Annotated in this window: 17 protein-coding genes; 9 read left to right on the forward strand and 8 right to left on the reverse strand. The window is 62.1% G+C overall.

Annotation, left to right across the window (positions count from 1 at the left end):
- Window positions 1–344: 344 nt before the first annotated feature.
- The 4 genes from AAAX75_RS05950 (at window position 345) to AAAX75_RS05965 (ending at window position 6194) form a co-directional block, all read left to right on the forward strand.
- Window positions 345–851 (forward strand): MarR family winged helix-turn-helix transcriptional regulator, encoded by a 507-nt coding sequence (locus AAAX75_RS05950; protein ID WP_349091421.1) that lies wholly within the window; start codon window positions 345–347, stop codon window positions 849–851.
- A complete protein-coding gene (locus AAAX75_RS05955; RefSeq protein ID WP_346976930.1) occupies window positions 844–2658 on the forward strand; it encodes an ABC transporter ATP-binding protein in 1815 nt (604 codons plus the stop codon). The genes AAAX75_RS05950 and AAAX75_RS05955 overlap by 8 nt, the downstream gene beginning before the upstream one ends.
- Window positions 2651–4570, forward strand: coding sequence for an ABC transporter ATP-binding protein (locus tag AAAX75_RS05960; protein ID WP_349091422.1), 1920 nt, complete (start codon window positions 2651–2653; stop codon window positions 4568–4570). The genes AAAX75_RS05955 and AAAX75_RS05960 overlap by 8 nt, the downstream gene beginning before the upstream one ends.
- A gap of 532 nt (window positions 4571–5102) precedes the next feature.
- A complete protein-coding gene (locus tag AAAX75_RS05965; protein WP_226812474.1) occupies window positions 5103–6194 on the forward strand; it encodes a GGDEF domain-containing protein in 1092 nt (363 codons plus the stop codon).
- A gap of 43 nt (window positions 6195–6237) precedes the next feature.
- Here AAAX75_RS05965 and AAAX75_RS05970 read toward each other — a convergent pair whose 3' ends face one another.
- On the reverse strand, window positions 6238–7116 hold the full coding sequence (locus AAAX75_RS05970; protein WP_342996168.1) for a LysR family transcriptional regulator: 879 nt from the start codon (window positions 7114–7116) through the stop codon (window positions 6238–6240).
- Window positions 7117–7350: 234 nt separating this feature from the next.
- Here AAAX75_RS05970 and AAAX75_RS05975 point away from each other — a divergent pair, with 234 nt between their 5' ends.
- From AAAX75_RS05975 to AAAX75_RS05990, 4 genes are all read left to right on the forward strand, one after another.
- Entirely contained in the window at window positions 7351–8232 is an 882-nt protein-coding gene (locus AAAX75_RS05975; protein WP_271758212.1) for an SDR family oxidoreductase, read from the forward strand.
- Window positions 8233–8298: 66 nt separating this feature from the next.
- Window positions 8299–9555, forward strand: coding sequence for an MFS transporter (locus AAAX75_RS05980; protein ID WP_161145209.1), 1257 nt, complete (start codon window positions 8299–8301; stop codon window positions 9553–9555).
- Window positions 9556–9624: 69 nt separating this feature from the next.
- A complete protein-coding gene (locus AAAX75_RS05985; protein ID WP_006235665.1) occupies window positions 9625–10665 on the forward strand; it encodes a Gfo/Idh/MocA family oxidoreductase in 1041 nt (346 codons plus the stop codon).
- Window positions 10666–11076: 411 nt separating this feature from the next.
- Complete coding sequence (locus AAAX75_RS05990; protein WP_349091424.1) at window positions 11077–13224, forward strand: Tex family protein; 2148 nt, start codon at window positions 11077–11079, stop codon at window positions 13222–13224.
- Window positions 13225–13606: 382 nt separating this feature from the next.
- Here the strand turns inward: AAAX75_RS05990 and AAAX75_RS05995 are convergent, their stop codons facing one another.
- Together AAAX75_RS05995 and AAAX75_RS06000 are read right to left on the reverse strand one after the other, a co-directional pair.
- Complete coding sequence (locus AAAX75_RS05995) at window positions 13607–14311, reverse strand: transaldolase (protein WP_349091425.1); 705 nt, start codon at window positions 14309–14311, stop codon at window positions 13607–13609.
- 193 nt (window positions 14312–14504) lie between these two features.
- A complete protein-coding gene (locus tag AAAX75_RS06000; protein WP_195544513.1) occupies window positions 14505–15332 on the reverse strand; it encodes an HAD-IIB family hydrolase in 828 nt (275 codons plus the stop codon).
- Window positions 15333–15407: 75 nt separating this feature from the next.
- Here AAAX75_RS06000 and rlmKL point away from each other — a divergent pair, with 75 nt between their 5' ends.
- Window positions 15408–17966, forward strand: coding sequence for a bifunctional 23S rRNA (guanine(2069)-N(7))-methyltransferase RlmK/23S rRNA (guanine(2445)-N(2))-methyltransferase RlmL (rlmKL, locus tag AAAX75_RS06005; protein WP_349091426.1), 2559 nt, complete (start codon window positions 15408–15410; stop codon window positions 17964–17966).
- A gap of 36 nt (window positions 17967–18002) precedes the next feature.
- Here the strand turns inward: rlmKL and AAAX75_RS06010 are convergent, their stop codons facing one another.
- From AAAX75_RS06010 to AAAX75_RS06030, 5 genes are all read right to left on the reverse strand, one after another.
- A complete protein-coding gene (locus AAAX75_RS06010; protein WP_226812477.1) occupies window positions 18003–18716 on the reverse strand; it encodes a response regulator transcription factor in 714 nt (237 codons plus the stop codon).
- Between the two features lie 4 nt (window positions 18717–18720).
- Window positions 18721–20346, reverse strand: coding sequence for an ATP-binding protein (locus AAAX75_RS06015; protein ID WP_349091427.1), 1626 nt, complete (start codon window positions 20344–20346; stop codon window positions 18721–18723).
- Window positions 20347–20457: 111 nt separating this feature from the next.
- The gene (locus AAAX75_RS06020) at window positions 20458–20682 is read right to left on the reverse strand and encodes a hypothetical protein (RefSeq protein WP_349091428.1); all 225 of its coding nucleotides are present in this window, start codon (window positions 20680–20682) and stop codon (window positions 20458–20460) included.
- Between the two features lie 31 nt (window positions 20683–20713).
- Window positions 20714–22741, reverse strand: a complete 2028-nt coding sequence (locus AAAX75_RS06025) for a KUP/HAK/KT family potassium transporter (RefSeq protein WP_349091429.1) — start codon at window positions 22739–22741, stop codon at window positions 20714–20716.
- Between the two features lie 157 nt (window positions 22742–22898).
- Window positions 22899–23774 carry a nitroreductase family protein gene (locus AAAX75_RS06030; RefSeq protein WP_349091430.1) on the reverse strand — a complete coding sequence of 292 codons (876 nt, stop codon included), beginning with the start codon at window positions 23772–23774 and terminating at the stop codon, window positions 22899–22901.
- Between the last annotated feature and the right edge of the window lie 77 nt (window positions 23775–23851).

The following is a 23851-nucleotide window of genomic DNA, read 5'->3' on the forward strand; positions in this document are numbered from 1 at the left end:
CGGCAATTAGCCCAAGGAGTGTCCCCAAGTGCCGGCACATAAGGAACGTCCCTAAGTGCCAAAACGACTGGTCGGGCAACGCCGATGTTTTGGCGAAGTCAGCGAAAACCCGCCAGAGTGAGCAAGGTGCCTTGAAACGAGGCGGTATTGACCTTCTGGTCATGCCGCCGAAGTTGAAAGGCAGATTGCCGCTCTGGCGGGTTTGCAGCGTCGAGCCGTTACGCGGTTTGGTAAAACCGCGTAACCACTAGTTTGGTACCTTGACATTCATTTCTCATGCTCCTAGATTAGTTAGGCACAAAACAATTCCACTACCTAACTAAAGAAAGGAGCAACACTAATTCATGTGCGATGAACCTCTTAACCTTTGTTCGCACGAGCCCGGCGACGACCCGTCACAGCCGGCGGATGCACCCGAAGCGGTTAGCTCAGAAGACAAGCTTGCCAAGCGCATCCTCAATGGCCTGGGCTTTTGCGGCCATTACATGCATTTTCATGGTGGCGGCGTATCCGGCAAGGCACCCATTATCTGCCTGCTGGCCAAGCAGCCCGGCGGCGAGATGTCGCAGCAGGAACTCGGCATGCACTTTGACCTCAAGCCGGGGTCGCTTTCCGAGATCCTGTCCAAGCTCGAGGTCAACGGCCTCATTGAACGCAGCCGTAACCCCAAGGATCGACGGCAACTCACCATTCGCCTGACCGAAACCGGCCGGGAAAACGCCCGCATCGACCAGGCGGCCCGCATCCGCTTTAGAGAACGGGCCTTTAGCGCGCTCACCCATGACGAGCGCGAGGACCTCGCCGAAATGCTCGAGAAAATCCGTGTAACCTGGGAGGAACTGGATGATTAAAACCCTCATGGGCAGCATCCGCGACTATATAAAAGTCACCGTTGCCACGCCGTTGCTCGTGCTTGGCGAGGTGCTCTGCGAGATGCTGATTCCATTTATCACCGCCAACCTGATCGACGCCATCAAAGATGGCACCACCGTAGCCGAGATGCTTCCCACCGCGGGCTTTTTGGTGCTCATCGCGCTGACGTCGCTTGCTTTTGGCGCCGCTGCCGGCGTCACCTGCAGCCATGCGAGTTGCGGCTTCGCTAAGAACCTGCGTCACGACCTGTTCTACAAGATCCAGACGTTCAGCTTTGCCAACATCGATGAGTTCTCGAGCTCCTCGCTCGTCACGCGCCTGACCACCGATATCAACAACGTGCAGCAGGCCTTTATGATGATCATCCGTATCGCCGTGCGCGCGCCGCTGGTATTGATCTTCGCCTTTACCATGGCATTTATCATGGGCGGCAGCGTCGCCATGGTCTACCTGGTCATCATTCCGCTGCTGGGCTTTGGGCTGTTCTTTATCATCTTTAAGGTGCGTCCCATCTTCTCGCGCGTGTTCCACAAGTACGACGCCCTTAACGAGTCCGTCGAGGAAAACGTCACCGGCATGCGCGTGGTCAAGAGCTACGTGCGCGAAGACTTTGAGAAGGAGAAGTTCGCGACCGCCGCACGCGACGTCCAGATGGACTTCACCCGCGCCGAGAAGCTGCTTGCCTTTAACAACCCCATGATGAACATCTGCGTCAACGGCGCGTTTGTCGTCATCATCTACCTGGGCTCCAAGCTCATCATCACGAGCCAGGGCACGCTGTTCGACGTGGGCCAGCTCTCCTCGATCTTTACCTATGGCTTCCAAATCCTCATGAGCCTGATGCAGCTATCGATGATCTTTGTCATGGTGACCATGGCCGACGAATCGGCGCACCGCATCACCGAGGTGCTGGCCGCCGAGCCCACGATCGCCGATCCCGCCGAGCCCGTGCTCGAGGTCGCCGATGGCTCCATCGACTTTGACCACGTGAGCTTTAAGTATTCCGCGCATGCGAAGCGCCAGGCGCTCGACGATATCGACCTGCACATTAAGAGCGGCGAGACCATCGGCATCATCGGCGGCACCGGCTCGGCCAAGTCCACGCTCGTAAACCTCATCGCCCGCCTGTACGACGCCACCGAGGGTACCGTGCGCGTGGGCGGCGTGGATGTACGCGACTACGACTTGGACGCCCTGCGCCACCAGGTGGCCATGGTGCTGCAGAAAAACGTGCTGTTTAGCGGCACGATTGCCGAGAACCTGCGTTGGGGCGACCCGAACGCCACCGACGAAGAGGTCCGCGAGGCCGCGCATCTGGCCTGCGCCGACGAGTTTGTCGACGGCTTCCCCAAGGGCTATGACACCTGGATCGAACAGGGCGGCTCCAATGTTTCCGGCGGTCAGAAGCAGCGCCTGTGCATTGCGCGTGCCCTGCTGCGTCGCCCCAAGATCTTGATCCTGGACGACTCCACGAGCGCCGTCGACACCAAGACCGACGCCAAGATTCGCGCAGGGCTGGCAAGCTATCTGCCCAACACGACCAAGCTCATCATCGCCCAGCGCATTAGCTCCGTGCAGGACGCAGACCGCATCATCGTCATGGAGGGCGGCCGCATCGCGCAGATCGGTAACCACGACGAGCTGCTCAAGACGAGCGAGATCTACCGCGAGACCTTTACCTCGCAGAACAAGATGTCTGCCGAGGGCGAAGAGGCCGTCGAGGCCGACACCGAGGCATCCGTAACGCAAGCTCAGACCCAGGAAGGAGGCGAGGCACATGAGTAAGGCAACGACCGCCGAGCGCGCGCTCAACCGCAAGGGCGGCACCATGTCGCGCCTCATCAAGACGCTCTTTGGCTTTTACCCCGTGCTTTTGCCCCTCGTCGTCGCCGGCGTGGTGCTCTGCGCCATCATCAACTCCATCGGCGCGACCTTCCTTCAGAGCGCCCTGCAGATTATTAGCGAATCGTGGCAGTCGGGCGATTGGGGAGCCGCGCAGCCCAAGATCGCACAGCTCGTGACCACCCTCGCCTGCATCTACGGCATCGGCATCCTGTCCTCGCTCTTCTGGAACCGCGCCATGGCCATCGTCACGCAGGGCTCGCTGGAGAAGCTGCGCGAGAAGATGTTCAACCGCATGCAGGACCTGCCGATCCGCTACTTCGACACGCACCAGCGCGGCGACATCATGAGCCACTACACCAATGACATCGACACGCTGCGCCAGATGATCAGCCAGTCGCTGCCCAACCTGCTCATGACGGTCATCGTCATCGTCACGGTGTTCTTTATCATGCTGTACTACAGCGTGTGGATGTGCTTGGTCATTATTGCCGGCGTCGCCTTTATGACCTTTATGACCAAGCTGCTCGGCTCCAACTCCGCGCGCTTCTTTATTGCGCAGCAGACCGAGCTCGGCGTTGTCGAGGGCCATATCGAGGAAGTCATGAACGGCCAGAAGGTCGTCAAGGCATTCTGCCACGAGTCTGCCGCCGAAGCCGATTTTGACGAGCGCAACGAAAAGCTCTTCGAGGTCTCGCAGAAGGCCAACATGTACGCCAACATCCTCATGCCCATCCTTATGAACCTGGGCAACCTGCTCTACGTGCTGGTCGCACTGGCCGGCGGCATTTTCCTAGCGCTGGGCGTGCCCAACCTGAGCATCTCGGGCATGGCGCTGTCCATCGCCGTCGTGGTGCCGTTCCTCAACATGACCAAGCAGTTCTGTGGACAGATCGGCCAGATCTCGCAGCAGATCAACGCCGTGGTCATGGGCCTCGCCGGCGCCGACCGTATCTTTGAGCTCATCGACGAGGAGCCCGAAGCCGACGAAGGCTATGTGACGCTTGTCAACGCTCAGGTGAACCCCGATACCTGGCAGCTCGAGGAGGCCGACCACCACACTGGCATGTGGGCGTGGAAACATCCGCACCGCGCAACCGGCGAGATCGAGTACGTGCCGCTGCGTGGCGACCTGGTCATGGACAACGTCGACTTTGGCTACACGCCCGACCACGAGGTGCTGCACGGCGTGTCCGTGTTTGCCAAGCCGGGCCAGAAGGTCGCGTTTGTCGGCGCCACCGGTGCCGGTAAGACGACCATCACCAACCTCATCAACCGCTTCTATGACATCGCCGACGGCAAGATTCGCTACGACGGCATCAACGTCAACAAGATCCGCAAGGCAGACCTGCGCCGCTCGCTGGGCGTGGTGCTGCAGGACGTAAACCTGTTCACCGGCACCGTGATGGATAACATCCGCTACGGCAATCTGGATGCCACCGACGAGGAGTGCATCGCGGCAGCAAAGCTCGCCGGCGCGGACGACTTTATCACCCGCCTGCCCGACGGCTACGACACGATGCTCACCGGCAACGGCGCCCAGCTGTCGCAGGGCCAGCGCCAGCTGATCTCGATCGCACGCGCCGCCGTCGCCGATCCGCCGGCGATGATCCTGGACGAGGCCACGTCGAGCATCGATACCCGCACCGAGGCCATCGTGCAAGCCGGCATGGACAAGCTCATGGAAGGCCGCACGACGTTTGTCATCGCGCACCGCCTGTCCACCGTGCGCAACTCCGACGCGATCATCTGTCTGGATCACGGCCGCATCATCGAGCGCGGCAACCACGACGAGCTGATTGCCAAGCGCGGGTATTACTACCAGCTCTATACCGGAGCGTTTGAGCTGGAGTAGTTCGGCTCGCCGAGATGGCCGATTTGCCGCTCATTCGTCGGGCATGACCCTAAGGTCAATGCCCTCCTCTTTCGGGGCAAATCGACTCATCTCAGCGACCCAAACACAATGCGCCGCAACGAATAAAGCCTCCGCAGCCACACGAGCTGCGGAGGCTTTTTCATGCCGGCCGGAAACCGTATCCCACTTTTCGGGCCCAAAATGGGATGCCGTTTCCCGCTGGACCCCCTCCGGGAAACGGCATCCCATTTCAAGGGGGTAAACCGGGATGTGATTTCCCCTAACGGCACCTTTGGGAAGCCGCATCCCACTCTAGACGCACAAAACGGGATGAGCTTTCCCATGGTGATCCAAGACCAGAAGCATGTCCGATAGCGCGGCCAGGTCAAGAACAACAAGGCAAGCGTCACGCCAATTTGGACGAGCGTCTGCTGCAGTTTGAGGCTGCTGGCCCATATGGTAGAGTTAACCACCCATGAATTTCAGCACACTGCGTGCTACCTGTTCTTTTGTCATTTAGGGGAGTGAACTTGTGAATACTTCTGTCGCCAAGAAGGCCGGCCAGGCGGTGCGCCTGCTCATGATGGTGCTCACGGCAGTTCTCATCTTCTTCTTCATCAATGTTATGCTGCTCGTCTCCGATATCCAGGGCACGGCGCGTGTGGTCAACTACGCCGGTCTGGTGCGCGGTACCACGCAGCGAATCGTTAAGCTCGAGGATGCGGGCCAGCCTCAAGATGACCTGCTCAAAGCCGTGGATTCATACATCAACGGTTTGCGTTACGGAAGTGACGACCTCAACCTCGTCCGTCTCGACGACGATGAGTATCAGGCAAAAATGACCGAGCTTGCAAATTATTTTGATGAGCTTTGCACCGAGATCATCCGCGTGCGCGAAGTCGGCTATGAGAACACCGACATCATCTCCATGAGCGAGGAGTTCTTTGGCATTTGCGACGATGCTACGCGACTCGCAGAGGACTACTCTCAGGAGAAGGCGTCGGCGCTCAACTATCTCGAGGGCTTGGTGATCATCGACATCGTGGGCTTGGTGGCGACCTTTGCGGTCGAACTCGTTCGCGCGGTGCGCACCGCCGCGCTCAATCGCGAACTGCAGAGCAAAGTCTATCTCGACGAAGCCACGGGGCTGCCCAACAAGAACAAGTGCGAGGAGATCTTGGGGCAGGAGCAGCCTGTCTCCGCGGAGGAGCCCGTTGCGGTGTGCGTCTTCGACCTTAACAATCTGCATATGGTCAATAACAACTTCGGCCATGAGAAGGGCGATGAATACATTCGCTCTTTTGCCCAACAACTGGGAAGTGTGGCGTCGGAGACGTGCTTTGTGGGTCGCGACGGCGGCGATGAGTTTATCGCGGTGCTGCGGGATGCCGACCGAGCCGCTGTGGAATCTTGTCTCGCTCGGATTCGCGCGAACGTGAACGAGTATTCCGAAGTCCACCCCGATATGCCCATCAGCTACGCGGTGGGCTATGCGCTTTCCAGCGATTTTGACGAGCCGCCTACCATGCGCGAACTCTTTTCCCAGGCCGACAAGAACATGTACGTCGATAAGAACCGCGTAAAGACAGCCGAGGCAGCCGGGCCGCAACGCGAGGACCGCTAAACCCGTAGCAAAGGGTAGCTAATTTGGGACGGGACTCTTTTGGCTACTTGAGGAGTTGGGCCATGGCGTTGACGAATTTTTGTACTTGGAGGGTGGGCTCGAGCGGATAGTGCAAAAAGACCGGCACCTCTCGCCCGCACAGGAACGGCACGCCCACAAAGGCCGGGTGCACCCCCGACCATGCGCCGCAGGTGAGCACCGCGTCGCCCTTTTCCTCTGCCTCGTTAAAGAGCGCAAAGTCAAAGCTGTCCACGTCGATCACGTCTACGCCGCCGTCGGCCAACAGATCGATACGCAGGCTGTCCATAGCGTCGTTGCCGTGGCGGAGCACGCGCAGACGCATACCCTCCAAGTCGGCGACCGTAATGCGATTCTTGCGCGCCAGCGGGCTCGTGCGCGGCAGGTCGATATAAAACGGCACGTTGACAATGCGGAGCTTTTGGCAGGCGTCACCCCAGCGCGGGGTCGAAAAACTCGACTGCACCACATCGACCTCACGACCGAGGCTGCGCATGACGGTCTCGCGCTCGTCATAGAGGTCGCTTACCGGCACGATCTCAAATCGCAGCGACGGTTCCAGCTCGTGTACGCCCGACCACATCGACAGCGTTTGGCGCCCCGGGCACATCATCGACACGCCCAGGCGCACGGCACCGCCATCGCCCGCCGCGCGTCGGGCGCGGCGCAGCGCGTCCTCGGACTGCCGCATGATCGAGCGCGCGTCGTCCACCAGCAGCGCGCCGGCCGGCGTCACCTTGACGCCTGAGTGCGAGCGTTCAAACAGTGTGATGCCGAACTCGGCCTCGAAGCCCGACACCTGCTTGACGAGCGCCGGGGTCGACACGCGCAATTTTGCCGCCGCACGTGAGAAGCTTCCCAGCTCCGCGGCGGCCGATATGGCCTCGAGTCGTCGATCGTACACGTCAATCTCCCGTTTCCAGACGCATGGCAATGAACTGCCGAAGGGGGGTCGTTTTGGCAGGTCACGCGCTCAATTGAGAAAAAACTGCATCACACAGTGTAAACCTACGGTTAACGCCATTCTAACAAATATGCAATTCACCTGCGCAAATGCAAAGCATACGATAACCAGCGAAAACCACGTGGGTCGGTTAATGGGAGCGGCCCACCGGGAGGCACAAGAAGGGAAGTTCCTATGAGCAATTGGCTTAAGCTCGAGGGCGATGTCTGCGCCGTGACTGGCGCGCTCGGCGGTATGGGCGTCGAGATTTGCCGCGAGTTCGCCCGCAACGGCGCCAACGTCGTCCTGCTCGATCTGGACGAGGAAAAGGTCAAGGCTGCAGCCGCCGACCTCGCCGCCGAGTTTGGCATCCACGCCGAGGGTTACAAGATGAACGCCACCGACGAGGCCGAGGTTCAGGCCGCCGTCGATGCCACCATCGCCAACTTCGGCCATGTCGACGTCCTCGTCAACACCGCCGGCATCCTGCGCTTCGCCGCCATGGAGGACCTGCCGCTCTCCGACTGGAACGAGGTCATCAACGTCAACCTCACCGGTTACTTCATCACCTCGCAGCGCTTTGGTCGCGAGATGATCAAGGCCGGCCAGGGTCGCCTGGTGCACATCTCGACCGTTGCCAGCCACTCCCCCGAGACGTTCTCGGGCGTGTACAGCTCCACCAAGGCGGGCGTCAACATGATGTCCAAGATGCTCGCCGCCGAGTGGGGCCCCTACGGCGTCCGCTCCAACTGCGTCGAACCCTGCTTCGTCAAGACCCCGATGTCGGCCAACTTCTACGCCGACCCCGAGGTCGAAAAGAGCCGCAGCCGTCTGATCGCCACGCGCCGCATCGGCGAGGTCAGCGATATCGCCAACGCCGTCATGTTCCTGGCGTCCACGCGCTCGGACTTCACCACCGGCGACGCCATCAAGGTCGACGGCGGCTTCTCCAACATGATGGGCGACCTCACCGCCAAGCCCGGCGGCCGTCGCGCCTATGCCGACAACTACCTTAAGAACAAGGGTGTCGAGCTCTGGTCCGATGAGTCCGGCGTCGCCAAGCCGACTGACCAGTAAACCAACCTGACAGGGAGGTCCCGCGGACACGCCCGCTCCTCCCCCGTATCGATCAGAAAGAGTCCAATGGCTTCCACCAACTCCAACAAGGGTCGCGCCGTCGTGCTTTCCGCCGCGTGCGTCACCATGTTCTTCATCAGCTCCATCGCGCTGTATTCCGTCGTGAGCAAGAACCTGCTCGCCGTCTACCCCGAGTGGTCGAGCGCCCTCACCTGGGCCTTCCCGGTCTTTCAAACCATCATGGCCGTGACGGGCATCTTCGCCGGCCGCATCTCCGATAAGATCGGCCCGCGCAACGTCGTTATCGCCGCCGCCGTGTGCTACGGCCTGGGCTGGTTCATGTCCGGCACCGTCACCGAGCCGTGGCAGTTCTACCTGTGGTTCTCGCTCGTCGCCGCCATCGGCAACGGCCTGGGCTACAACCCGGCGCTCACCACCGGCCAAAAGTGGTTCATCGACAAGAAGGGCCTCGCCTCCGGCATCACCCTGGCCGCTTCGACCGCCGGCCCCGCCGTGCTGTCCCCGGTGCTCGCCTCGCTGCTCATCCCGAGCCTGGGCATCTTTGGCGCCCTTAAGGCGCTCGGCGTCATCTTCTTTGTGATGATCGCCGCCTCCGCCCTGTTCCTGAAGGCCCCCGAGGCCGGTTGGCTGCCCGAGGGCTTCGAGGCCCCCAAGGGCGGCGCGCATGCCGGCACCTTCGGCGACCTCACCCCGGGCGAGATGGTCAAGACCCCGCGCTTCTGGGTCCTCATCGTCACCTTCGCCTTTGCCGCCACCGCGGGCACCCTGCTCGTGGGCAAGGTTGCCTCCATCGCCGCCGTCCAGCTCTTCGCCGACCCCACGAGCGCCGCGGCCGTCGCCCTCGGCGGTGTGGTGGTCTCCGTCAACACCTGCGCCAACCTGGTTGGCCGTCTGTCCTTTGGCCAGATCATCGACAAGCTCGGCGCCTATAAGTCGCTGCTCATCAGCCTTGTCGTCACCATCGTCGCACTCGTCATCATGTCGATGAGCTTTACGCAGGCCATGTTCTTTGTTGCGCTCGCCCTGCTCGGCTTTAGCTTTGGCGCCCTGCTCGTCATCTACCCGCCGCTCACCGGCGGCGCCTTTGGCACCAGCAACATCGGTGTCAACTACGGCATCATGTTTTTGGGCTACGCCGCTTCCACCTGGATCAGCCAGCCCATCACCGCCGTGCTGTATCACGCCGAGGCCGGCAGCGCCGCCTACCAGCAGTCCTTCTACGGCGCCATTGTGATCGCCGCCATCGCCGTCGTGCTCACCGTCTACATGATGGTCTCCGACAGCAAGAAGAAGTCCGCCTAGTTTTACCGACGTGACAAAGGGACAGTCCCTTTGTCACATTCCACCGGTCAACAATATTAAGGAGTCGAAATGTCTGAGCTCAACCCCGTCCGCATTGCCGTTATCGGCGCCGGCGCCATGGGCCGCAACCACATCCGCTTTGTCACCGAGGAGCCCGAGGCCGAGCTCGTCGCCATCGCCGACGCCTTTGAGGGCGCCCGCGCCACGGCCGAGGCCGCCGGCGTGCCGTTTTACACCGATCCCGCCCAGATGATGGACGAGGTCAAGCCCGAGGCCGTCATTATCGCCACCCCCAACGACCTGCACTTGGGCGTTGCTCGCGAGGCTGTGAAGCGTAACATCGTGCCGCTGGTCGAAAAGCCGATCTCCAACGATCTTGAGGATGCCCAGGCTTTCGCCGCCGAGGCCGAGACCGCCGGCGTGCCCGTGCTCGTGGGCCAGCACCGTCGCCACAACCCCTTCGTCAACAAGGCCAAGGAGATCATCGAGTCCGGCGAGCTGGGCAAGCTCACCGTGTCGAGCTTCCACTACATGATCTATAAGAATGACGAGTATTTCGATGTCGAGTGGCGCCGCAAGAAGGGTGCCGGCCCGATCCTGGTCAACCTGGTTCACGACGTCGACCTGCTCCGCTATCTGCTGGGCGAGCCCGTTGCCGTCCAGGGTATGCAGTCCAGCGCCGCCCGCGGTTTTGAGACCGAGGACTCCGCCGTGGTCAACGTCCGTTTTGCCGATGGCGCGCTCGCAAGCATGACCATCTCCGACGCCACCGCCAGCCCCTGGAACTGGGAGGCAACCGCTCGCGAGGATCCGCAGTACCGCCCCTTCGACGCCGACGCCTACTTTATCGGCGGCACTAAGGGCGCCCTGTCGCTGCCCCGCCTGCACCAGTTCTCCTACGACGGCGCCTCCAACTGGCACAAGCCGCTGCAGATGGAGATTCCGGCCGTCGACCCGGCACTGCCGCACAAGATGCAGCTCAAGCACTTTGTGAAGGTTGTCCGCCGCGAGGTCGAGCCCGTCGTGACCCCCGCCGATAACGTCAAGACGCTCACGCTGCTTAACGCTATCAAGGAGGCCGCCGAGACCGGCCAGCTCGTCGAGCTGTAATGCCTTAAGAGCGGCCGCGGCAGAAACCCCATGCCGAGCCCCTCGGTCCGTCACAAATAAGCCCCTCTTCTTTGCCCTGCGAGCAGCCTCCTGCCCGTGGGGCTTTTTGCTACCTTGCCGACGATTTTTCTGGGGCGGGGGCCATTTTGCGCCTCAGCTTGGTTCGTTTGCCACGAAATGGGCCTATCTACTACGTTTAACTGATCATCCTTAGCCATGCCGAATTTCGAGAAATAAAAACCGCAGGTAGACTGGTTGCGTATTTTCGGAAAACCGGGGGATGGTCGACCCATACGGGTTAAACGTAGTAGATAGGCCGTTTTCGTGGCGCGGCCCCAAAACAGTCTTTTGGGACGGATGGTATCCTTGGTAGCCCTGTGCTGCAAACGCACCTTAAACGCAAGGAGTCCCATGGATCTTATCGCCCAGCTTGCCCGCGAGCTCAACCTTAAGGCCGCCAACATCGAGGCGGCCGTCAAGCTCATCGACGAGGGCAACACCATCCCCTTTATCTCGCGCTACCGCAAGGAAGCCACGGGCGGCATGGACGACGTCGCCCTGCGCGCACTCGACGAGCGCCTGTCCTACCTGCGCAATCTTGAACAGCGCAAAGAGGACGTCATTCTGCTCATCGACGCCCAGGGCAAACTTACGCCCGAGCTCGAACAGCAAATTCGCGAGGCCACGCAGCTCCAGCGTGTCGAGGACCTCTACAAGCCCTACCGCAAAAAGCGCATGACCCGCGCACAGAAGGCCCGCGAGGCAGGCCTGGAGCCGCTTGCCAACATGATCATCATGCAGGCCTCGGCCAAGGGCAGCGCGCTCGACACCGCCGCGGCCTACGTCAACGAGGAAGCCGGCTTCGACACGCCCGAGAAGGCGCTCGCCGGCGCGGCGGACATCGTGGCCGAGACGGTGGCCGAGGACCCCGAGAACGTCGCCGACCTGCGTGCCTTTACGCAAAACACCGCAGACATCGTCGTCGAGGCCACCGACCCCACCGAGAAGACCCCCTACGAGCCGTACTACAGCTATGATGAGCCGCTGCGCCGTATACCCAACCACCGCGTGCTGGCTATCGACCGCGGTGAGCGCGAGGGCAAGCTCCGCGTGCGCGTGAACGTCGACGGCGCCGCCGCCACGGCACGCCTCGGCAGCCGTTGGCCCCGACGCCAGGGCGTCTTCGCGCCCGTCTTTGACGCCGCCATCGCCGACGGTTACAAGCGCCTCATGGCCCCCTCGCTGGAGCGCGAGGCCCGCGCCAAGCTCACCGTCCGCGCGCAGACCGAGGCCATTAATGTCTTTGCCAAGAATCTCGAGGGCCTGCTCTCGGCGCGCCCCGTCCGTGGCGCCCGCGTGCTCGCGCTCGACCCGGGCTACCGCACCGGCTGCAAGGTCGCCGTCATGGACGAGACCGGCAAGCTGCTCGACCACGGCGTGGTCTACCCCACCAAACCGCGCCACGACGTCGCCGGCACCAAGCGCGAGCTCGCCCGCCTCGTCAAAAAGGACGACGTCAACACCATCGTCATCGGCAACGGCACCGCCAGCCGCGAGACCGAGGAAGTCGTCTCGGAGTTCATTGCCGAGCAGGCGCCCAGCCTTCGCTACACCATCGTCAACGAAGCCGGCGCGTCGGTGTACTCCGCCTCCGAGCTCGCCAGCCAGGAATATCCCGACCTGGACGTCACCGTGCGTGGCGCCATGAGCCTGGGCCGTCGCCTGCAAGACCCGCTGGCAGAGCTCGTCAAGATTCCGCCCCAGTCTATCGGCGTGGGCCAGTACCAGCACGACCTTGACCAGGCCGAGCTCTCGCGCACTCTGGGCCACGTGGTGGAGGACGTCGTCAACCGCGTAGGCGTCGACGTAAACACCGCGAGCGCAAGTCTGCTGGGATACGTATCGGGCATTACGCCGAGCGTGGCCAAAAACATCGTGGCCTACCGCGAGAAAAACGGCGCCTTTACCGATCGCCGCCAGCTTAAGAAGGTCCCCAAGCTGGGACCCAAGGCATATCTCAACGCCGCGGGCTTTTTGCGCATTAGCGGCGGCAAGAACCCACTCGACGCGACAAGCGTCCACCCCGAGAGCTACGAGGTGGCCACGTCCGTCCTGGAGCGCGCAGGCGTTAAAGCCAGCGAGCTCAGCCGCGGCGGCGTGCCCGACATCGAGCGCCGTCTGGGCAGCATCTCGACGCTGGCTAGCGATCTGAACTGCGGCACCCTCACGCTCATCGACATCGTTAACGAACTCAAGAAGCCCGGTCGCGACCCGCGCGATGACGCGCCCGAGGTGGTCTTTAGCCGCTCGGCGCTTTCCATCGACGACCTGGAACCCGGCATGGAACTCAAGGGCACGGTGCGCAACGTTGTGGACTTTGGCGCCTTCGTCGACGTGGGAGTGCACCAGGACGGCCTCGTACATATCTCTAAGCTGGCCAACCGCTTTGTCAAGCACCCGAGCGACGTGGTGCGCGTCGGTGACACGGTCAAGGTGTGGGTCGAGAAAGTCGATCGCGACCGCAAGAAGATCTCGCTCACCATGGTGCAGGGAAAGTAAACCGCCAAAGCAAAGGTACCCCCTGTAGCAATGTGCAAAATCGCGAGTATTCTGCAAATTCCACCGTTCCGGATGCCCCTCAGAAACGAAAAAGCAAAAAAACAGCCCCCGTTTTAGCGTCGTCAGAGCCAAAACGGGGGCCGTTCCATGCTTCGGTTAACTGATAAAGACCTTTACCTTGCTGAATACTCTCAATTTTGCACGGCGCAGGCGGGGGTACCCTTGCTTACGGCAGGATATGGAAACCGAGCGCCAACTTGCTGGCAAACTCGTACCGGCAGCCCCGGCCTTTCCTTTGCCTAGCGCGACCCTCGCGGAGCGCGTGAGCGATAGGGAAAGGAAAGGCCGGGGCGAACAGCCCACGGTACAGTCGGTGTTCGCGCTACGGCAGGATATGGAAACCGAGCGAGGCGATATCCTTGGCAAAACCGCGCACGGTATCGAGCGAGACCTCGTACGGGTCGCGACCGATGTTCTTGCGCTTGGCCAGGATGCTGTTGGGCACCGTAATGATCTGGCAACCGCAGGCCTCGGCCTGGTAAATGTTGATGAGCTCGCGCGTGGACGCCCACAGGACCTCGCAGTTGGGCTTTGCGGCGGCCTTCTTGGCCGACTCCGTCATAAACGGAATGGGGTCGACGCCGGTATCGGCGATGCGGCCGGCAAAGAGCGAGATGATGGACGGCGTCTCGGCGTCGACGGCCTCGACCATCTCATCAACCTGCGTAGGCGTAAAGATGGTGGTGACGTTGACCTTGATGCCGTCGGCCGAAAGCTTGCGCACCAGCTCGGCGGTGGACTCGCCCTTGGTGGTCACGCACGGAATCTTGACGTAGACGTTCTCGGCCCAGGTAGCGATCTCGCGCGCCTCGACCTCCATGGTCTCGACGTCGTCGGCAAAGACCTCAAACGAGACGGACACATCGGTGATGTGGGCCAGGACCTCCTTGGCAAACGCGCGGTAATCCGTCACGCCGCCCTTCTTCATAAGGGACGGGTTGGTCGTGAAACCCTGAACGTTGCCGTTCTCGTACATGTCGAGCATGCCCTCGAGGTTTGCACCGTCAGCGAACACCTTGATTGCCATCTGCCTGATTCCTTTCGCTTGCACATGGGCGTTAAACTGCTAAACACTTTACCTACGTTTATCAAGGCGTGAGCTGCGGTTTTTTATCTTCTCGGCGAACGGTATAAACACCTCAGTGTTTGGATTGATAAATCGATTGAGCATGCAAAAGCAAAGAGTCGCAGTTTGAGCAAACGTCAGAACGTGGGATTCATTAGATGAGGCCGAAATGCTGCATCGCTGTGACGGTGCCGTCGTGTGCGACATCATCGGTCACGTAGTCGGCGAGCGCCTTGACCTCGGGCATGGCGTTGCCCATGGCCACGGCCGTCTCGACAGCGGCGAGCATACCCAGATCGTTGCCGGAATCGCCAAAGCCAAAGGTGCGCGCGTTGCCGGTGCGACCCAGGTATTCCAGCGCTCGCGCCACGCCCACGCCCTTGTCAATGCCCTTGGGGCTCAGCTCGCGATTCTGGCCACCGGTGTTGCACAGCTCAAACTCGCGATCGATAAAGCCGTCATCGTTGGCTACGCGAGCCAGGTAGCTCGCGACGATGCACACCTTGCCCACGCGCAGACGGCCGTCGACGCGCATCTCCTCGGCGCTGTGCACCACAGAAGTGCCGATCAGAGACGGCTGCTCAACACCCGCGGGTTCCAGGGCAAAGGTAGCCACGTTGGTCTCGAAAAAGGCTTCAATCCCTGCCGCGGCCATACGGCGTGCCAGCTCCTCGATAACGTCCTCATCAAAGCAGTCCTCGTGTACCACGCGGCCCTCGACCTCGAGCGTCGCTCCCGCCATGGCAACGACACCCGCCGGGTTCAGCGCGCGCAGGCCATCGGCAATCAGCCACAAGGGACGACCCGTGCAGATAAATGCCTGGTGTCCCGCGTCGCGCAGACGATGAAACGCCTCGACGACCGCCTGCGAGGGGTGAACCGCCGAAAAGTCCTTGTCGGTCATGTTGTCGGGATCGAACGACGTCAGCGTGCCGTCCACGTCAAAAAAGAGCACGGCGGAATCGGGGCACGCATCAATCATATGGGTTCCTTTCGGGGGCGAGAGTAAACGAAGTATCCATCATATAATGGAGCGACGCAACCAGAGAGGTCACCCATGGAATTTTACGCAAGCTGCCCCGAGGGCTTTGAGTCCGCACTCGCCGATGAGCTTAAACGCCTCGGGCTTTCGCATGTTCGCCGGCTGAAGGGCCGCGCTACATTTGAGGGCGAGCTCGAAGAAGGCTACCGCGCCTGTCTGTGGTCGCGCCTGGCGAGCCGTGTGTTCGTGGTACTCGGGCGCTTTGAGGCGCAGGATGCCGATGAGCTGTACGACAGCGTTTACGACATCACCTGGGAGACCATCATCCGCCCCGGCGCCACCATCGCCATCACCGCCCGCGGCGTGACCGAGCAGCTGCGCAACACGCGTTTCTCGGCCCTGCGCGCCAAGGACGCGCTGTGCGACCGTCTGGCCGAGACCACGGGACGTCGTGCCGACGTCGACGCCGCCGATCCCGATGTTCACCTACTGCTTTCGCTGCGTCAGCGTCGCGCGAGCATTAGCCTGGACCTTTCGGGCGACCCGCTGTTCAAACGCCTGCCGCCCGCAGCGACCCGCGCCGGCGAGGGCACGCACGTGCTGCGCCCCGACTACGCCGCCCTGGTGCTGGCGCAGGTCGGCTGGGCCGCACTATGCGAGCGCGAGCTGACGGCCGACGATTACGAGAACGAAGCCCTCCCCACGCTGATCGATGCCTCGTGCGCCGGCGGCGGCCTGCTGCTGGAGGCCGCGAACATTCTGACCGACCGCGCCCCGGGCGCCGCACGCGAGCGCTGGGGCTTTGAGGGCTGGCAGCTGCACGACGCCGCTCTGTGGGAGCAGCTGCTTGCCGAGGCGCGCGAGCGCGAGACGGCAGCGCGCGAGCGGCAGGCGCGCATCGTGGCCGCAGACATCGACCCCGCCGCTCGCAAGACCGCCGAGCGCATGGTCAAGAGCGCTGGTTACAAGCGTTTTGTCGACTTTTGCGCCGCCAAGTCCGCCACCGTGCTGGACCATGCTGGCGCCGTCGCCGGAGCCGCCGTAGTCGCAGACACCACCGAGACACCGCTTTCACTCATGCACGACGCTATGACGCTGGTCGGCGAGCTGCGCCGCGCGCCCGAGCTTTCCGCGGCGCCGGTCGCCGCACTCACCCGCGATGGCCTTATGGCCCGCGCGCTCCATGCCGAGCCCGCGCGCTCCATCGCCGTTATGCCCAATAACGAGGAGGCGGCTCTTGAGGTTTGGCCCTCGCTCGACCACGCCGCCGCGGCATTCGAGGCTGCGACCAGCATAAACGCCGAGGAACAGTCCACGGACGCCGAAGACGAAGCCGCCGCTTCCTCCATGCCCGAACCTGCCGCCACGCTCGACTTGGGCGACGGCAAGCCGCTGCCCGTGCTCATCCCGGAGTCCGAGCAGTTCGCCAACCGCCTGCGCAAGAATGCCCGTCTGCGCCGCAAGTGGGCCAAGCGCGAGGGCGTGAGCTGCTACCGCGTCTACGATGCCGACCTGCCCGACTACTCCGCCGCCATCGACCTGTACGAGGGCTGCCCGCAGACGCCGGGCCGCTGGCTCGTCATCGCCGAATACGCCGCGCCCAAGACCATCGATCCCGCGCTGGCCCAGGCCCGCATGCTCGACATCTTGGCCATCGCGCCGCGCATCCTAGATGTTCCCGCCGAGCATGTGCACGCCAAGGCCCGCATGCGCTCGCGCGGCGGCTCGCAGTACGGCAAGCAGGGCGCCGGCAAGGGTGCATCGGGCGAGCGCGCCAACATCGCGCGCCGTCGTCTGCCGCTCATCGAAGAGGGTGGACTCACCTTTGCCGTCATCTTTGATGACTACCTGGATGTGGGCATCTTCTTGGATCACCGCGTCACCCGCAACCTGGTGCGCGAGCACGCCAAGCAGGCGCGCCGCTTCCTCAACCTGTTTGCCTACACCGGCACTGCCACCTGCTACGCGGCCGATGGCGGCGTCGAGGAGACCGTGACGGTCGACCTTTCCAACACCTACCTGGACTGGGCCGAGCGCAATATGCGCCAGAACGGCTTTGTTGGTCCGCAGCATCATTTTGTGCGCGACGACGTGCTCGCCTGGATTCGCGACCAGCGCCAGACGCGCAACCGCTGGGACTTGATCTTTGTCGACCCGCCCACGTTCTCGAACTCGTCCAAGATGGGCCGCCGCACCTGGGATGTCCAGCGCGACCATGTTGAGCTTTTGGCCGGCGTATCGCGCCTGCTCGCACAGGGCGGACATGCCATCTTTAGCTGCAACCTGCGCGGCTTCCGCCCCGAGACACGCAAGCTCGCGCGCGCGGGCGTGGTGCTGGAGGACATTACGGCGCAGACCATCCCCGAGGATTTCGCACGCAACCAGAAGGTGCACCACTGCTATATCGTGCGCCGCCTGCCCATTGAGGACGCCATGGCCGAGGTCGGCTTTAGCGCCGAGGAGATTGCCGAGCGAACCGAGGAGCTGCGCAACCCCGAGGTCCGCAAGCCTCGCGCGGCAGTGCCCACGCACGCGCAGGCCGGCAACGGCAAGTCCAACTTTGCCGGCAAACCCTCCCCTGCCGGCAAGTCCAAAAAGAAGAAGTTCTACGCCAGCAAGCCCAAGGGCAAATAACAAAGTTGCGGTGGAATTGGGATGGCGGACGCCGTCCTACCCTTGGGTGACCAGGCGATAGCCGATACCCACGTGCGTCTGGATATAGCGCGGGTGCGCGGGGTCGGACTCGATCTTTTTGCGCAGCGTGCCCATAAAGACACGCAGGCTCGCCAGGTCGCTCTTAGTCGCCGTACCCCAAATCTCGTGCAGGATAAACTGATGCGTCAGCACCTTGTCGGCGTTATGCGCCAGCAGGCACAGGAGCTTGTATTCGATCGGCGTCAGATGCAGCTCCTCGCCATCCATCGTGGCGATGCCGGCATCAAAATCGATATGCAGCTCACCGGCATCGAACGAGCCTTCAGAGGAAACACCGCCCGTTTGCGCATACGAAAGGCGTCTGAGCGTCGTGCGAATGCGCGCGAGCAGCTCCTCGACCGAAAACGGCTTGGTCAGGTAGTCGTCGGCGCCGGCATCGAGCGCGCGAATCTTGTCCGCATCCTCGCTGCGCGCCGAGACCACAATAATCGGCATACCCGACCATGCGCGCACCGATTCCACCACCTTGACGCCGTCCATATCGGGCAGGCCCAGATCGAGCAGCACGATGCTCGGCGCCTGCGATGAGGCGGCGGCGATGGCGGCATGGGCGGTCTCCACGGCCATATGACGCAAGCCGTGCGCCTCGAGCGCGGCAACAATAAGATTGCGGACAGCGGGGTCATCCTCAACAACCAAGATGAGCGGTTTTACGGCAGAGTTTGGCACAGCGCTACTCCTTATCAAACGAAACATCGGCGACGGGAAGCTCAATCGTAAAGACCGAGCCGTGCGGGTCCGCCGCGGCAACCTCTATGCTACCGCCATGCGCCAGCGCAATGGAGCGGCAGAGCGAAAGCCCCAGGCCCACACTACGGTGGCTGTCGGCCAGGCCATGGTTGGCGGTATAGAATGACTCAAAGATGCGCTCGCGATCCTCGGGTGCGATGCCCGGACCATCATCGGCCACCGAGCACGCCACGCGTCCATCGTTGACGCTAATCGAAATCATGATATGCGAGCCTGCGGGCGTATAGGTGATGGCGTTGTTCACCAGATTGACCACCAGCTGCACCATCAGGCGCGCATCGACGTTGACGAGCGCCGGCTCATCGCACGCCACCACCTTAAGGTCGTGCTCGCGCACGGCAGGGTTCACGTGGCGCAGCGCCTCCTCGACGATATCGTCCATGAGCTCGAGCGTGGTCGACAGGCGCATACCGCCGCCCTCGAGCTTGGTGATGGCGAGCAGGTTCTCGACGGTGGCGTTGAGCCATTGCGCATCCGAGCGAATGGACAGGAGCAGGCCGCGGCGCGTCTGGGCGTCGAGCACGGCGGTGCCGGTCGAGCCCTGGTCGAGCAGCACATCGGCATTGCCCGAAATACTGGTGAGCGGCGTGCGCAGGTCATGCGAGATGGAGCGCAGCAGGTTGGCGCGCAGCTGCTCATTTTTGGCAAGCACCGCCGCCTCCTCGCGGGCCTCCATGGCGCGGGCGCGATCGAGCGCCAGCTCGCCTTCGCTCACGATGGCATCGGCAAGTGTCCGCTCCTCATGCGTCAGCACGTCGGGCTCGGCAACGATAGCCAGCACGCCCACCACCGAGGCGGGATCGCCCGAGCGCGCGAAGCCGTCGCCTGTGCGAACCGTCAGGTAGATGCCATAAAACGCCGAGCCGCCAAACGTGGCGTCGAGCGGCGTTCCCACATAGGCGGATGCCGAGAGCCGCGGCGGCATCTGCGGCGCCAGTTCGTGCACCGGCGCGGCATCGCCCACGGCCGTGTATGTCGCACGCGGCAGCAGGTCATCGCCCTCGGCGTCGGCGCTGTACCACACGACCGGACAGCCCGAAAGACGCGCCAGCTGCGTTGCCATGGCGTGAACGATCTGCTGCTCGTCGGCGCACCGCTGTAGCATGCGGTTGGTCTCGAGCACCATATGCGTGCGACGGTCGCTGGCGGCAGCCTGTGCCAAGGCACGGCGCAGGGCCAACGCAATCGAGCTCGATACAAGCGAGACCACGAACATGATGAAGAACATGCCGGGATAGCCGCGGTCGATAAGCGACAGCGAGTAGCGCGGGTCGACAAACAAGAAGTTGTAGAGCGCCACGGCGGCAGCCGAGCTCAGCAAGCAATACAGGCGACTCCAGGTAAAGAATGCGCACAGCTGAACGGCGAACACATAGACGATCATGATGCTCGGCGCGAGACCCGGATGGTCGAGCAGCGCACCCACAATCGTCGCCGCGACCAGCAGCCCCACCGATACGCAGGCGTCATACAGAGGAGTGCGGCGCGTCAGCGTTGTGCGCCGCCACCAAAAGCTATCGGCAATATCGCCGTCCGTACGGACGTCCATCAGTGCCCCGCCCCTCTCTCAAAAACAAAAACCACCACAAAGGGACAGGCACCTTTGTGGTGGTTTCCCTTGTGGTGGTTCCAAGTGTATAGCCTTTGCAACCTGCGGTCGCTAGACAAACAGCACGTGCGCGAGCAGGGCACACACGCACACCGCTCCAAATACTAGTGCCACAATCGAGATCACGCGGTCGGCCATATCCATGTTGGCACGGTTCGTCAAAAACCGATCTTCGGCGGCGTCGGCGCGTGCCTCACGTACCAGCTCGGCAACCACCTCGCGGCCATCAAGCATCTTTACATCCATGTTTGCCTCCCCGGCCTCAATCTTGTCCATCGAAAACCAACTCCATGCAGCCTGTCGGTGACTACGGCCGCTCGTTGGGGGCCAGGCGCTGCATCTTATTCACAGCCTTGAACTTGGTGAACAGCGGCACGTACTCAAAGCTCACGTTGGAGTTCTCCAGGCCGTACCAACGTGCAGGCGTGCCGGCGGCGCGGCGGATGATGTACTTGAGCGTGATGGCTGTACGCTCGCTCGGCTCCACATCGCTTTCGGGCGCCAGAAGCTTACGAATCAGGACGAACTTGAACGTACCGATGTTGCCCGGATCCTTGTAGACCGAGTAGTCATGCGTCTGCGCCGGCAGCTCGCCGGTGGCAGCCAGGTCCTGAACGACCTGACGCAGATAGGCATTGACGCGCTGGTTAATCTTGTAGCCCAGGTACAGATGCACGCGGAACACGTAGTCGGTGCCGAACGTCTCGACCGAATAGGCAAAGGTGTGCGGTTCGTCCATGGTCTCGACATTCACAAACCACCAGGCGCGGGCGCGCTTGGGATGCTTGTCCAAGATCGAATAGACGATATCGCGGTCGATGTAGTCGGTATGGGTGTCCTTGGTCAGGTACACGACGTTGTCGCTCATGCGCTCGTAACGGTCGTCGTCGCGCAGGCGCTTGAGCTGCGGCAGGTAGCTGCGCAGCGGCAGCAGCGTAAACTGGCGCTGCTCGACCGCCGTGCCGTTGTACCAGCACACCATAATGCCCATGATGAGTGCAGCCATAAGGATGGTGAAGTAGCCGCCGTGGAAGAACTTGGTGAGCGAGCTCACGAAGAAGAAGCCTTCAAGCAAAAGGAAGAAGGCCGCGAAGATCCACGGAGCAACCTTGAGCTTGCGCTCCTCGTGCAGGTAGAAGAAGAGCAGCAGCGTGGTGCACATCATAGTCAGCGTAATGGCAAGGCCGTAGGCGGCTTCCATATGCGCCGAGTTCTGGAACAGCAGCACCACGATGACGCAGCCGACAAGCATGACGTTGTTGACCATGGGGATGTAGAGCTGGCCCTTGGTCTCGGCAGGGTAGAAGACCTGCATGTGCGGCATGAGGTCCAGACGGCTGGCCTCGGACACCAGCGAGAATGCGCCGGTGATGAGCGCCTGCGAGGCGATGATGGCCGCGACGGTGGAAAGGCCGACGGCAAACGGGCGCAGGCCCGGGGCGAGCATCTGGTAGAACGGGTTGAGGTCGGCAATGCCCATGAGCTCGGGGTTGGCAGCGTTGTTCATAAGCCAAGCGCCCTGGCCCATATAGGAAAGCAGCAGGCAGCACTTAACGAACGGCCAGGTGGCGTAGATGTTGCCGCGGCCGACGTGGCCCATGTCGGAGTAGAGCGCCTCGGCACCGGTGGTGGCGAGGAAGCAGCTGCCCAGAATCATGATGCCCGCGTGGTTGTTGGGGCTCAACAAAAAAGCGATGCCGCGGAGCGGGTTGAGGCACAGCAGCACGGCGGGGTGCTGTAAGACAAAGAACAGACCCGTGCCGCCCAAGAACAGGAACCACAGCGTCATGATGGGGCCAAAGGCGTGACCGATCTTGGCCGTACCGATGCGCTGTACCAAGAAGAGCACGATGATGATGGCGAGCGTAATGGCGACGACGCGGCCCTGGTCATCGCCCAGCACGGCATGGACCGCCGGGATAGTGCGCAGGCCCTCGATGGCCGTGGTAACGGTAACGGCCGGCGTCAGGATGCCGTCGGCGAGCAACGCGGCGCCACCCAGCATAGCGGGGATGATAAGCCACTTGCCGCAACGCTTGACCAGGCTGTACAGGGCAAAGATGCCGCCCTCGCCATGGTTATCGGCGCGCAGCGAGATGAGCACATACTTGATGGTGGTCAGCAGCGTGACCGTCCACACGACAAGGGAGAGCGCGCCGAGCACGAACTCCTCCGTGACGCTTCCGATGCCGCCGTTGCCGGCAACGAGCGCCTTGGTTACATACATAGGGCTGGTGCCGATATCGCCGTACACCACGCCCAGCGTGACGAGCATCGCCGAGATGCTCACAGGAATCGCAGCGTGCGAGGCTGCCTCCTTGGCCTTTTGTTCCATAAGCCGGTTTCCTCCCAACTTTAATGTTCGAAGGGATTATAGGTAATCGGCCCATGTTTTAATGCACTGTTTTCCCAGCTAGATAAAGATTTATACAGTCTTTAGGCCACCGCGGCGATATGGAATGTGACAAAGGGACTGTCCCCTTGTCCATTTGTCATTTTCCGAGCCAGTTTTTGAACCACCACTCCATGGATCGGCTCATCTCGGCCATAAAGGGGCTCGTGTGCTTGCGGGTGTAGATGTCCACGACGCGCTCCCCCACCTCGCGGGCATGCGGACGGAACATCGCATCCATCTCGGCCACCTGTGCATCCATGGTCGCGGCATCCGCACGGCAGTAGCGCTCCTCGTGCACCAGGTTCACCACGGGATGCGCAATGGCCGAACGCTCCTTACGGGGCGTGCCGATGATGAGCATCGACAGCGGCATGGTATAGGGCGGCAGATCGAGCAGCTCGGCAACTTCCTCGGCATTCTCGACGATATCACCGATATAGCAGCTCCCCAGGCCCAGGGCCTCGGCGGCAACCACGGCGTTTTGCGCGGCGATCACGGCATCTTGAGCCGCGATGGCAAAGTCGCCCAAACCCGGCGCGCGGCGGGGCGCCTTGCCCGTACGCTCGACAAACTCGGGCTCAAAGCAGCCCACGTGCTCAAACAGATCGATCCACTTGGCATAGTCGACCACAAATATAAGTGCCCAGGGCGCCTTGGCGATCATGGGCTGGTGGTCGCACAGGTCGGCCAGGCGGTCGAGCGTTGCCTGCTCGCGGATGCTCACGATGGAATACATCATCATGGCGCCCGCCGACGGCGCGCGGCTCGCCGCATGCAAGATCGCCGCCCGCTGCTCGTCGGTCACCGCCACGGGACGGTCGTCGTCATCACGCGCGAAGGCACGCGTGGACGAGCGGTGTTCCAAGATGTCCAGCGCCGCGTTGCCCGTAGTCTCGACCGGATAGCCGCCCGCGTCCACGCCCACAGCTCCGCCGCAGTACTCGGTGCCCGTCATACAAACCTGCTCGCCCATAGCTCTATCCTCGCTAATTCTTTAAGAAGCCTTTACGTTTCCGTGTAATTCCCGTCCATTATCGCGCAGGCCGCCAC

The sequence above is a fragment of the Collinsella sp. CLA-ER-H7 genome, assembly GCF_040092345.1.
Taxonomy (GTDB): Bacteria; Actinomycetota; Coriobacteriia; order Coriobacteriales; family Coriobacteriaceae; genus Collinsella.

Bases quoted from the DNA above. Each gene is read 5' to 3' on its own strand.
- AAAX75_RS06015 (WP_349091427.1), bottom strand. From the start codon at position 20,346: ATGGACGTCCGTACGGACGGCGATATTGCCGATAGCTTTTGGTGGCGG.
- AAAX75_RS05960 (WP_349091422.1), top strand. From the start codon at position 2,651: ATGAGTAAGGCAACGACCGCCGAGCGCGCGCTCAACCGCAAGGGCGGC.
- AAAX75_RS05985 (WP_006235665.1), top strand. From the start codon at position 9,625: ATGTCTGAGCTCAACCCCGTCCGCATTGCCGTTATCGGCGCCGGCGCC.
- AAAX75_RS05975 (WP_271758212.1), top strand. From the start codon at position 7,351: ATGAGCAATTGGCTTAAGCTCGAGGGCGATGTCTGCGCCGTGACTGGC.
- AAAX75_RS05980 (WP_161145209.1), top strand. From the start codon at position 8,299: ATGGCTTCCACCAACTCCAACAAGGGTCGCGCCGTCGTGCTTTCCGCC.
- rlmKL (WP_349091426.1), top strand. From the start codon at position 15,408: ATGGAATTTTACGCAAGCTGCCCCGAGGGCTTTGAGTCCGCACTCGCC.
- AAAX75_RS06025 (WP_349091429.1), bottom strand. From the start codon at position 22,741: ATGGAACAAAAGGCCAAGGAGGCAGCCTCGCACGCTGCGATTCCTGTG.
- AAAX75_RS05995 (WP_349091425.1), bottom strand. From the start codon at position 14,311: ATGGCAATCAAGGTGTTCGCTGACGGTGCAAACCTCGAGGGCATGCTC.
- AAAX75_RS05950 (WP_349091421.1), top strand. From the start codon at position 345: ATGTGCGATGAACCTCTTAACCTTTGTTCGCACGAGCCCGGCGACGAC.
- AAAX75_RS05955 (WP_346976930.1), top strand. From the start codon at position 844: ATGATTAAAACCCTCATGGGCAGCATCCGCGACTATATAAAAGTCACC.
- AAAX75_RS06020 (WP_349091428.1), bottom strand. From the start codon at position 20,682: ATGGACAAGATTGAGGCCGGGGAGGCAAACATGGATGTAAAGATGCTT.
- AAAX75_RS05990 (WP_349091424.1), top strand. From the start codon at position 11,077: ATGGATCTTATCGCCCAGCTTGCCCGCGAGCTCAACCTTAAGGCCGCC.
- AAAX75_RS06030 (WP_349091430.1), bottom strand. From the start codon at position 23,774: ATGGGCGAGCAGGTTTGTATGACGGGCACCGAGTACTGCGGCGGAGCT.
- AAAX75_RS06000 (WP_195544513.1), bottom strand. From the start codon at position 15,332: ATGATTGATGCGTGCCCCGATTCCGCCGTGCTCTTTTTTGACGTGGAC.